General features: G+C 70.5%; 8 protein-coding genes and 3 pseudogenes. 3 read left to right on the forward strand and 8 right to left on the reverse strand.

The annotated features are described in order from the left end of the window. Positions 1-236: 236 nt before the first annotated feature. The 4 genes from VG276_26335 to VG276_26350 form a co-directional block, all read right to left on the reverse strand. Positions 237-1,091, reverse strand: coding sequence for an alpha/beta hydrolase (locus VG276_26335; protein HEV8652811.1), 855 nt, complete (start codon positions 1,089-1,091; stop codon positions 237-239). Between the two features lie 227 nt (positions 1,092-1,318). Further along, positions 1,319-1,984 (reverse strand): SDR family oxidoreductase, encoded by a 666-nt coding sequence (locus tag VG276_26340; protein ID HEV8652812.1) that lies wholly within the window; start codon positions 1,982-1,984, stop codon positions 1,319-1,321. Positions 1,985-2,014: 30 nt separating this feature from the next. After that, complete coding sequence (locus VG276_26345) at positions 2,015-2,197, reverse strand: hypothetical protein (GenBank protein ID HEV8652813.1); 183 nt, start codon at positions 2,195-2,197, stop codon at positions 2,015-2,017. 383 nt (positions 2,198-2,580) lie between these two features. Beyond that, positions 2,581-2,757: a hypothetical protein gene (locus tag VG276_26350; GenBank protein ID HEV8652814.1), complete on the reverse strand. Its 177-nt coding sequence runs from the start codon at positions 2,755-2,757 to the stop codon at positions 2,581-2,583. Between the two features lie 128 nt (positions 2,758-2,885). Between VG276_26350 and VG276_26355 the strand changes: the two are divergent. Beyond that, positions 2,886-2,987: pseudogene (locus VG276_26355) on the forward strand (integrase). A gap of 199 nt (positions 2,988-3,186) precedes the next feature. On the opposite strand, the pseudogene VG276_26360 reads toward VG276_26355, so the two are convergent. The 3 genes and pseudogenes from VG276_26360 to VG276_26370 form a co-directional block, all read right to left on the reverse strand. Beyond that, positions 3,187-3,288: pseudogene (locus tag VG276_26360) on the reverse strand (transposase). Between the two features lie 175 nt (positions 3,289-3,463). Beyond that, positions 3,464-3,823, reverse strand: coding sequence for a cbb3-type cytochrome c oxidase subunit I (locus VG276_26365; protein ID HEV8652815.1), 360 nt, complete (start codon positions 3,821-3,823; stop codon positions 3,464-3,466). 210 nt (positions 3,824-4,033) lie between these two features. Further along, entirely contained in the window at positions 4,034-4,591 is a 558-nt protein-coding gene (locus VG276_26370) for a cytochrome c oxidase subunit II (protein ID HEV8652816.1), read from the reverse strand. A gap of 66 nt (positions 4,592-4,657) precedes the next feature. Here VG276_26370 and VG276_26375 point away from each other — a divergent pair, with 66 nt between their 5' ends. Both VG276_26375 and mgtA read left to right on the forward strand, forming a co-directional pair. Next, positions 4,658-5,755, forward strand: coding sequence for an FUSC family protein (locus VG276_26375; protein HEV8652817.1), 1,098 nt, complete (start codon positions 4,658-4,660; stop codon positions 5,753-5,755). A 471-nt stretch (positions 5,756-6,226) separates the two neighbouring features. After that, the gene (gene mgtA / locus VG276_26380) at positions 6,227-8,959 is read left to right on the forward strand and encodes a magnesium-translocating P-type ATPase (protein ID HEV8652818.1); all 2,733 of its coding nucleotides are present in this window, start codon (positions 6,227-6,229) and stop codon (positions 8,957-8,959) included. 802 nt (positions 8,960-9,761) lie between these two features. On the opposite strand, the pseudogene VG276_26385 reads toward mgtA, so the two are convergent. Beyond that, a pseudogene (locus VG276_26385) lies at positions 9,762-10,758 on the reverse strand (TIGR03557 family F420-dependent LLM class oxidoreductase). Between the last annotated feature and the right edge of the window lie 166 nt (positions 10,759-10,924).

Raw genomic sequence — 10,924 nt, forward strand, 5'->3', positions numbered from 1 at the left:
GGATCTCCGTCGATATCGGCGTTCTCACGCGACCGAAGCGAGTCGCGTCAGCTCCCGGCACTTTTGGACGCAACCGCCAGCGGTGGTGAGCGCGTTTCGGGCTACGCGAACCGGACGTTGCGCTCGTTCGGGGACACCGGACAGTTGTAGGACGCGAGGGTCCGCTGTCTTGATGAGAGCGGACCGAGCCGGAACCGGGGAGGACCGACTGCAGCAAGGCCGATCTCGGCCGTCGTTCAGTGCGGAGAACTGTCCGACTCGCGGGTGAAATCGCGGACGATTCGAGCGAGCCCGATTGGCTGATCCAGAGGAATGAGCGTGTAGCTGTCCGCTACCTCGACCAGCCGTCCTTGTGGGAGGACTTCGGCGAGGCGCCGTCCGTGCTCGAGCGGCATGACGCGGTCTTGGCTCGCCCAGACGATGAGGGCGGGGCGATCAAAGCTCGGCAGGCATTTCGCGGCGTCGAGCATGAGGTGCTTGTCCGCCGCGGCCGCGCGCAGGACTCGGACGGTGTCGTGACGGATGTCGCGCTGCTGCAGGACCGGTTTCATCCAGGGGGCAGTGGCGGTGTCCCCTCGCTTCGTCAGCCATCCGAATGCGATCGGGAGTCGCCGGAGCGGACGCAGGCGCATCTGCTGCATGAACAGGCCGAACAATGCGGGCGGCAGCTTGCCGGTCAGCACCAGCGTCTTCCCGGTCAGGCCCGGCGGGAAGTTGTCGAACGCGTCGCAGGAGGCGAGAACGATCCGGCTGACGCGAGCGGTGTCGTCGCAGATCATCAGCTGAACGAGCGCCCCGCCGGTGTCGTTGCCGACGACGGTGACGTCGCGCAGGTGGAGGCGGTCGAGGAGCTCAGCGACGAGCCGCGCGATCCCGCGCAGCGACAGGTCCGCGTCGGCGCGCATCGCGTGGCGGTGCGCCCCCAGCGGTAGCGTCGGCACCACGCATCTGTGATCGCCGGAGAGGTCGGCGATCACGTCGTCCCAGAGGGAGGCATCCATCAGGAGCCCGTGCAGCAGCACAAGCGTCGGACCGTCGCCGCCGGTGTCCTCGTATTCGATCGTCCCGGCGGACAGCTCGATCTGGCTCATCGTCATCCTCTCAGTTGACGCCCGGAACTGACGCGGCCGGGCGGTCTGGTCATCTCATCCGCGAGTCGCCGCCCGGCTGCCCGCGGACTTCGATACGGCCGGCTACGGACGCCCGCGTTTTCATCCGCGGCCGTGGGCACCCGGCACCGCCGTCATCTTGATCGTCGGCAAGCTCATCGTCTGGCGCGACCGCTGGTCACCGAAGTAGCCGCCTATCCGCTCACGTCCTAACTGGCGATTCCGATGATTTGGTGGATCGTCTCCGGCTGACCGAGCACGCGGAGCATGAGGTGGGCGACGTCAGCGCGGGGAACGGACCAGCCGCCCCGGATGTTCTGCCCGTACGCCGTCCGGTAGGTGCCGGTCGGTGGCTTGTCGGTCAGCTGTGGCGGCCGCACGACGGTCCAGTCCAGGCCGCTGCCGGCAAGGATGTCCTCCATCAGCGCGAGATCGGCATACACCTTGCCGAACCTGGCGCTTGCGAGCTGGCTGAACAGGTGCCGCATGAAGAATCCATCACCAGGGTCGTGTTTCGGCGGGTTGGGGCGGCCGGGCGACGCCACGGTGGAGACCGGCGCGGCGCTGACCACGACGATGCGCCGGACGCCCGTGGCGCGCATTGCCGCGACGATGGCGCGCGTGCCCCGCGAGGCGACGCCCGCGTCGGAATTCGAGTGCGGGCCAAGGCCGGAGAGCACGGCATCTGATCCGGCGACCGCGGACTCCAGCGCCGCCGGATCAGGCGCGGTCAGGTCGGTGGTGACGGCGCGCACCTCCCGGGAGAGCTTGCCTGGATTGCGTACCACTGCGGTGACGTCGTGACCCGCGGCGACGGCCTGCTCAAGAAGTTCCCGGCCGACTCCCCCGGTCGCTGCGATGATCGTGAGTTTCATGTTTCCTTCCATGTGGCCAGTGAGTGCTTGCTATCGGTCTGTTTGGATTCCTGTTCGGTTGATGATGCCGGTGAGCTCGGCGCGCCGCACCCCGATCGCCACGATCGTGATGACCAGGGCGAGCGGCATGGCCCCGGCCGCCACCAGGAAGGCGCGGGAGACGCCGGAGGCCAGGCCCCGTCCCTGTCGTCCCCACCATGTCCTGGTGGGCACTCTGACGAGTTGACCTTGACGACGACGATGCCGCGCCAGCGGTCTCGTGTCATCACGGCAAGCCCCCAAGCTGGGTTCCGGCCAGCGGGACTCCTGGCCTACCCGCTAGCGGCAGGAGGTGCAGGCGGTGGCAGGCCCGGTACCGAGTAACGGTCGCGTGCTGCCAGAGCCGCTCGGAGGTCGGGTGCGGCTTTGGGGTTGGTCGGCGGCCAGCAACGACGCACGCAGGACACCGCCAACCTGGTGGAGTGGGTGATCGGTGACGCTGACGAGTGGATGACCAGACACACACTGGTCAGTAACGGCGGCTCCTCCCTCGGCTGGGCCGGATGTGCGCCGGCGACGACCTCGGCGCCAACCAGCAGGTCCCGCATCCTCCGCGCCTATCCGCGCACGTTGTTAGGAAACGCCGTGAACGCCGGCAGGTCGCCGGCCGCATCGGCTGGCAGCTCGGCTGCCTCCCGGAAGCGCTGCTGGAGTTGCTCGACCACGCGGGCGTGCTGGGCCCAGGTCGAGGCGGCCAACCCGGACAGCCGCTGGGTTACCCAGCAGGCCCGCAACCTGCTGCTGGTGCTGGAGGAGCGAGGGCGACGGGTACGCATCCTGTTCCGTGACCCGGGACGCGAAGTTCTGCCGCAGCTTCGACGACGTGTTGTGCTCGGAAGGTGGCGAGGTACTGGTGACGCCGGTGCAGGCGCCCAGGGCGAACGCGTACGCGGAACGATGGGTCCGGACAGTCCGCGCCGAGTGCCTGGACTGGCTCCTGATCGTAGGACGAGGCCACTTGGAGCAGGTCCTACGGGTCTATGTCGAACACTACAACCGGCATCGTCCGCATCGGGCGCTCGGGCTTGCGGCACTGGACCGACCTACTGGGCTGGCGGTTGTCGGCGAGGATCAGCCGCGCAAGGGTTTGTCGACGCGATCTGCTCGGCGGTCTGCTCCACGAATACCGGCGAGCTGCATGAATGCCCTTTGCGCACCCCACAGGCCACCTCGATCACAACCAGCACGTACAGCCGCTTCAGCAACACCGTGTCCACGGTGAAGGTGTCCACCGCCAGCACACCCTTGGCCTGGGCCCGGAGGAACGCGCCGCCAGCGAGAATGGCCGCAAGGGTTGCAGCAGGAGGGACCCGCCCGTCGCGGCGAACGCGCCCGCGGCCGGGGTGAGGAGGAGCAGAGACATGATCTGGGGCTTCGTGAACGCCACGAAGTCGAGAGCTCGCATCCGGAACGGCTCGGTCCGCGCGATCGCAGAGAGGTTCACTGCGCCTTCTCGTGGATGGAACAGATGACCCGCGCGACGCGCTGCAGGTCGAACGGCGTGGCGTACCCGGTCCAGCCGGACGGGAACCCGCCCACGATGATGGACGAGAGCAAGATCAGCGCCGCGAAGGGGATGAGCCAGAACGCCAGCGCCTGGATCCGGGGGAACGCTGTGCGCCTCGCCCCGATCATCAGTGGGACCAGGAAGTTCCCGAAACCGCCGACCACGGCGGCCGACGCGGACCCCCTCGCCTGACCGCTCCTCCGCGTAGGCGCTCGGCTCCTCGCCGCGCAGCCGGTAGGACGGGTAGCGGAAGAACCCCAGACCTCCCAGCCACCCCACCACCGCGAAGGCATATCCGAGGACCAGGGCCGGATCGTTCTGGTCGGTCCCGCTCACCCCGGCCCAGTCGCGGGCGATGACGCGTCCGAGCCAGGCGCCGACCGCGAATCCAACCGCCGCGAACACCAGTCCGGTCACCACACCGTGGCCCAACAGCGACCTCCAACCGGCGCGCGGCTCGGTCGTGGTGGGAACGGCAGTGTCCACCCTCCTCCTCTCCTCGATCAGCCGGCGCGGTACTGCGGCGCGGGGTCGTAGACGTGGGAGTACGGCGGTAGGTACCGCACGATGTCGGCGTACTGCCGCTGCTGCCGCGCGATCCAGGATTCGAACTCCGCCTGCGTCGCGACCCTCGGGGTCAGCTGGTACATCTGTCCATGCCAGAGGCCGCAAAGCTCGGCGCACCGGAGGTGGAACGGCCCGGTGCGTTCGGGGCGGGCGTACACGACGTTGTCCGCGCCCGGGACGGCGTCCGCCTTGACCCCCAGCCCCACCGCCCAAAACGAGTGGATCACATCCAGGGACGTCACATGGAACTCGATGTACCGGCCGACGGGGATCACCAGCTGCTGCGTCTTGATGCCTCCGTAGGAGGGCCAGCGGAAGGTGAACTGCCACTGCTGCGCGATCACCTGGACCTCGAGCGGCTCCCCGGCGGGGCGGGCGATCGGCTCGGGGCCCTGAGCGCTGCCGGACCCGACGCCGGGCCCCAGCCAGTCCCAGGTGCCGTAGGAGACGACGAACACGACGATCGCCACCGTCACAGCGAGCCAGACGGTCACGACCCGCCATCGCCGCTGCCGCACTGGCCCGCGCCTCGCGCCGGCGCCGGGCCCTGGCTTGGTCGCGTGGCCGCCACGTTCCGGATCCACCTGCGTCCGACCAGCGTCTGGTTCCGCAACAGCCTGCGGGCCGCGCTGGCGCTTGGGCTGGCGGTCCTGCTCACCAGGATCACCCGCGTGGAGCACAGCTTCTGGGTGGTGCTAGGGACCCTGTCGGTGCTGCGCTCCAACGCGCTGGGCACGGGCAGGACGGCCCTGCTTGCCATCCTCGGCACGGTCGTCGGGTTCGTGATCGCGGCCGGCCTCACGCTCGCCATCGGCACCACCGCCGCGGGGTTGTGGGTCACGCTGCCGATCGTCGCGTTCCTTGCCGCCTACGTGCCGACCGCCGTCTCGTTCCTGGTCGGCCAGGCGGCGTTCACGCTGTTCGTGGTCGTGCTGTTCGACCTCATCCAGCCGCAAGGCTGGCGGCTCGGGCTGGTCCGGCTGGAGGACATTGCCCTCGGGGTCGGGGTGAGCCTGGTGGTCGCGGTGCTGCTGTGGCCGCGAGGCGCCAGGGGCCAGCTCCGCTCCGCGCTCGCCGCCCTGTACCGCGCCGACGCCGCCTGCCTTGACGCCGCGTTCGGCTACCTGCTGGGCGACGGCAACCAGCGCCAGGTCGACGGCAGCCGGCGCGCGGCTGGGACCGAGGTGGACCGGGCCGCAGCGGCGTTCGAGGCGTTCCTCACCGAGCGGGGGTCAAAAACGCTGCCAGCGGTGACATGGGCACGGGTCGCCGCCGCCGGAAACGACGTCCTGTTCGCCGCGGACGCGATGGAGTTGATGGGCCTGCTCGGCTACCGCACCGACGGGTGCCAGCAGTGCGCCGAGCGGGTCCGCCGGGACGCGGCGGCGGCGGTGGGGGTCTTCACCGGATTCGCCCGGCAGCTCCAGGAACGCCGCGCTCCGCCTGCCCCGCGCGTCCAGGCCGCCGTCGACACCCGCGACGCCGTCGTCGGGTGCCTGCGAGCATGGCGGGGCGCGCCGGGCTCCCCGCTCGGTCCAACCGCCATCGCCCTGGCCACCGCCTGGTTCTGGAGTGGGGAGATCGCCCGCCTCGGCGGCCAGCTGGCCCAATCCCTCGCCGCGGTGGCCGCCGCCGCCCAATCCCCCTGGTGGCGATGATCACGCACCCGCCACGACGCCGGCAGCTTGCCGCCGGGCGCCGTCTGCCCACCTGCCCCGCCGAGACAAGCAGACCGACCAAGCGAGCACGAACGCATCCACCCTGCTCCCCGAGCCAGCGGCCCCCTTGACTGGCCCGCTGGCGGGCCCGGGCTCAGCCCTTCAGCAGCGGGGCCAGCGGGTCGTCGAAGGGCTCCACCGGCCGTGGGAAGTTGGCCTGCGCGCGCGACGCTCTCCTTGGTGACGACCTCGACGGGGCGTCGACGTTGGCGGGGACGGACTTCCCGCGCATGGCGGCGAGGGTGCGGAACGTCGCTCCTGGCCAAGATCCCGCCTTCCGGCTATACCTGGATGAGGTTGGGCGGCATCCGCTGCTGACCAAGGAGGACGAGATCGAGCTGTCCCAGGCCTACGAGGCTGGCCTGCCTGGCCTGACGATCGCTGGGGCCGCCGCGTGACGGGGAGCAAGCCGTGAGCGAGGTCGCCCCGCCTGCACCGCCTGCGTGGTCACAGCGGCCGCCGCTCGACCTTGCGGCCGCTGCCCGTCACCCGGTGAGCGCGGTGCTCCAGGAGCTGGGGAGCACCCAGACCGGCCTCACCTACGACCAGGCCGCCAGCCGGCTAGCCACCGTCGGCCGCAACGTGCTGGCCACCCACAAGGTGACCGCCCTTGGGGTCCTGGGCCGCCAGCTCCGCAACCCGCTGCTCATCCTGTTGTTTGCCGCGGCAGGCGTCTCCGCCGCCACCGGCGACCCCACCGATGGGGCCATCATCGCCGCGATCGTCGTCTTGAGCGTGGGGCTGGGCTTCATCAACGAGTACCGCTCCGAGCTGGCGGTCGCCGCGCTGCACGCCAACATCCGCCACCAGGCCCTGGTCTGGCGCGACGGCAGCCAGCAGCGCCTGGACGTGCGCGACCTGGTGCCCGGCGATGTGGTGGCCCTGCGGGTGGGCGACGTGGTCCCCGCCGACCTGCGGCTGCTTGAGGCCAACCAACTGGAGTGCGACGAGGCCGTCCTCACCGGCGAGCCCATGCCGGCGGTCAAGTCGGCGGCAGCGGTCGCGGCGGGCGACTCCACGGTCGACCTGCCCGCATGCGCGTTCATGGGCACCGTGGTCCACCAGGGCGCCGGGCGCGGGGTGGTGGTGGCCACCGGCTCCTCCACCGCGTTCGGCAAGATCGCCGTCGGGCTCAGCGAGCGCCAGGCCGAGACCGCGTTCCAGGCCGGGTTGCGTGGCTTCTCCAAGCTGCTGGTGGAGATCGCCGCGGTGCTGACGACCTCGATCTTCGTCATCAACGTCGCCCTTTCCCGTCCGCTGCTGGACGCGCTGCTGTTCTCCCTGGCGATCGCGATCGGTATCACCCCGCAGCTACTCCCGGCGATCGTCAGCGTCAGCCTGTCGACCGGGTCGCGCCAGCTGGCCCGCCGCCGGGTGCTGGTCAAGCGGCTGGTCACCATCGAGGACCTCGGCAACATCGAGGTCCTGTTCACCGACAAGACCGGCACCCTCACCGAGGGAGCGATCACCTTCGACCAGGCCCTCGACCCGGCCGGCCAGCCGGCGAGGTGGCCGCTGCTGCTCGGCCTGGTCTGCAACGAGGCGACGATCACCGCCCAAGGCCCGGTCGGCGGCAACGCGCTCGACCAGGCGCTGTGGTCCGCGCCCGCCGCCCAGCCCCTGGCCGCCGATGCGGCTGGCGGACCCCGCGCCTACCAGCGCCTGGGGTTCGCCCCGTTCGACCACGACCGCCAGCTCGCCTCAGTGGCCGTCCGCACCCCCGCCGCCACGACGCTGCTGGTCACCAAGGGCGCACCCGAGGCCGTCCTCGCCCGCTGCGCCGAGGTCCCAGCCGACGCGCAGGCGACCGTGGCGCGGCTGTTCGCCGACGGCACCCGCGTCGTCGCCGTCGCCACCCGCGACGCGCCCGGGCTGGCCACGCCGGACCCGGCCGACGAGCACGGTCTGCACCTGGCCGGCTTCCTCACCTTCATCGACCGCCCCAAAGCCGACGCCGGCCGGTCGATCGCCAAGCTGGGCGGTCTCGGCGTGGCCGTCAAGGTCATCACCGGCGACAACGGCACCGTCGCGAGCACGGTCTGCCGCGACATCGGCTTGGACGTCGAGCAGGTCCACACCGGCGCCGAGCTGGACCGACTCGACGACGACGACCTCGCCGCCGCGATCCCGCACACCACCGTGTTCGCCCGGGTCAGCCCCGATCAGAAGTCCAGGATCATCAGGGTCGCCCGCCGCACCGGCGTCGACGTCGCCTTCCTTGGCGACGGCGTCAACGACGCGGTCGCCCTCCACACCGCCGACGTCGGCATCTCGGTCGAGTCGGCCACCGACGTCGCCAAGGACGCCGCCGACATCGTGCTGCTGGACAAGGACCTCGGCGTGCTCGCCGACGGCGTGATGGAGGGCCGGCGGATCTTCGCCAACACCCTCAAGTACGTGCTGATGGCGACCTCATCGAACTTCGGCAACATGTTCAGCGCTGCCGGGGCCTCGCTGTTCCTGTCGTTCCTGCCGATGCTGCCCTCCCAGATCCTGCTCAACAACCTGCTCTACGACACCGGCCAGCTCGCCATCCCCACCGACCGGGTCGACCCCGAGACGCTCGCCCGACCTGCCGCCTGGGACATCGGCTTCGTGCGACGGTTCATGATCGTGTTCGGCCCCGTCAGCTCGATCTTCGACTTCCTGACCTTCTTCGTGATGCTGCGGGTCCTGCACGCCAGCCACAGCGAGTTCCGCAGCGGCTGGTTCGTCGAGTCCCTCGCCACCCAGACCCTGGTGGTGTTCGTCATCCGCACCCGGCGGGTCCCGTTCTTCCACAGCCGCCCGAGCGTGCCGATGCTCGTCGCACCCGTCATGTGCGCGCTCATCGGCGCGGTCCTGCCGTTCACCCCGCTCGCCGGCTTCCTCGGCTTCGCCACCCTGCCCGTCAGCTTCTTCCTGATCCTGCTTGGGATGATCGCCACCTACCTGCTGCTCGTCGAGATCGCCAAGCGCCGCTTCTACGCCGTCCAGGCCCACCCCCGCCGGCCGCGGCCAACCAAGCAGCAACGCCACCAGCGGCACATCCAACAGCGCGCCGCCCGCTTCATCGACCACCCCACCTCACAACCACGCGGACGCCGGCCGGGCCCAGGCCCCGCCAGACAGCGTGTGGAGGTCGGCAACGGACAGGCTCGGTGAGAGAATGGCTGGTGGATGGCTTCTTGCGACGGCGCGCCGCAGGTTTTTCGAGATCGGCCCTCTGGTCCCCTTTAGCGCAACGGTCCGCCACTCTTCCGATTTGTGCCACGATTGCCAGGTCGACGGGCATGGCCTGCGTCTCGCTGCGGCTGCCGCGACGACCGCTAGGGCCGGCGAGCCTGTTCGGTCTGACGGGCGACGATGATCTCCTCGGCGATCGTGCTTGGCGTTCAAGCCAGGCGAGCCCGACTGCTTGGTACATCCGCGCTACCGGCTCGCTGCGGGCGAGCCGCTCGCCCATCTCGGCGACGAGGCGGTGGTTGGTGCAGAGAAGGCAGCCGCCTTCTTGCTGTAGCACCCAGGTCGGCAACAAGTCCAAGCCGGCCCGCATCTCAGCATCGGACAGGTCCGGGTATGGCCCCCGCCCATGTGATCGTCGAGCCAGGCAGGCCAGGCACATCTGCACGGTGAACAGGCCCTCGACCCGAGTGAGCGGACCGCCGGCGCCGGCGCAGAACCCACAGCGATCCGCCATGCCTCCCCCACTACGGCTACCGCTCACTGGAAGGCACGTTCCTCGGTGGATGCCTGTTCTCCGGGCGGCAGACCGGGCGGCCGCACTGGCAACCGCGTGACAGGGCCGTGTGGTTTCGAACGCTGCCGAGCCCGGCTATCCCCCCGCCAGCGTCATCAGGGCAGCACAGTGGGTGGAACCGTGCGGCCGCGCCGGCAAGCAGCACCAGCAGCGCGTCGCGGGCTGCTGATGGGAGTGACGGTCGGAACACATGATTCGTGAGCCCGGTCAGGACGTTCGGAGGGTGGGCAGCAGGTGCGTTGCCGCCCAGGTGATGCATGGTTCTTGGGTGTCTGTTAGGTGTCTGTTGGGTGTCTGCGCCGACTTGGACCAACGCGACGTGGGTGAACCCTGCCGCCTCGAACTGGCGGATCCCGGCGACGTGCCGCCCGACGTCGGGACCGCACGGCATCTGCGCGGCCACGTCCTGCTCGCGCACCGTCCTGGACGCCACCTCAAACGACGCCGGGACCGGGAGCTCGGCGTTGACGCCCCAGCCGCCGGTGAACCAGCGGAACTGCTCCATCGCCCGCTTGACCGCGGTCTGCCGCTCGGGTCGTCCGACAAGGCGATCTGGCCGATGCGCGGCTTCCCGGAGCCTCCCGCGTGGTCGAACATCCGGCCGAGCTCGGCGCGGGGCTCGGTGGCGATCATGGCGTCGGCGTGCCGTCCCGCCAGGCGGCAGCTTCCCGGCCCCGAGACCGCGATCCCGACCGGCGGGGCGGTGTCGGGCAGGTCCCAGACCGTCGCGGACTCCACGTCGAACTGCTCGCCCCGAGAGGTCACCGTGGCGCCCGCCCACAGGGCCCGGAGGAGCGCCACCGCCTCCCGCGAGCAGCTGGTGCGCAGGCCGGCAAGGGGCCACCCTCCGCCGACGATGGGCTCGTTCAGGTGCTCGCCCGCGCCGAGCCCCAGGGTGAACCGCCCGTCGGACAGCAGCTGCATGGTCGCGGCCTTCTGCGCCACGACGGCGGGGTGACCGCGACCGATCGGGCAGGTGACATAGGTCAGCAGCCGTCAGCAGCGGAAGCTGGTCGGTCGCCTGGGCAGCCGCGCCGAGCACGCCCCACGCGTCCGGAGCGTGGCCCTGCACAGCCAGCCACGGGACGCAGGGGTCGCTGCTGACCGCGAAGTCCAAGCCGGCTTCCTCGGCGAGGGCGACGTCTCGGACCAGCTGCGTCGGACCCGCCTGCTCGCCCAGCATCGTGGCGCCGATCAGGGTCACGTCACGGCGGTCCTCCCTGCCGCTCGAGCGCGTGTGTGACGACGGTGAGGTCCTGGTCGCCGAGCCCGGCATCGGCGGCCTGCTGCCATTGGTCGGCCAGGCACCCAAGGGCGGCGAAGCGGTCGCCGTCGGCGGCCTGCAGGGCCAGGCGCACGTCCTTGAGCGC

It is taken from the genome of Actinomycetes bacterium, assembly GCA_036000965.1.
GTDB lineage: Bacteria > Actinomycetota > CALGFH01 > CALGFH01 > CALGFH01 > DASYUT01.

What these genes read in the sequence shown, in the direction of transcription:
- VG276_26335 (HEV8652811.1), bottom strand. Translation starts at nt 1,091, where the DNA reads ATGAGCCAGATCGAGCTGTCCGCCGGGACGATCGAATACGAGGACACC.
- VG276_26340 (HEV8652812.1), bottom strand. Translation starts at nt 1,984, where the DNA reads ATGAAACTCACGATCATCGCAGCGACCGGGGGAGTCGGCCGGGAACTT.
- VG276_26365 (HEV8652815.1), bottom strand. Translation starts at nt 3,823, where the DNA reads ATGCCTTCGCGGTGGTGGGGTGGCTGGGAGGTCTGGGGTTCTTCCGCT.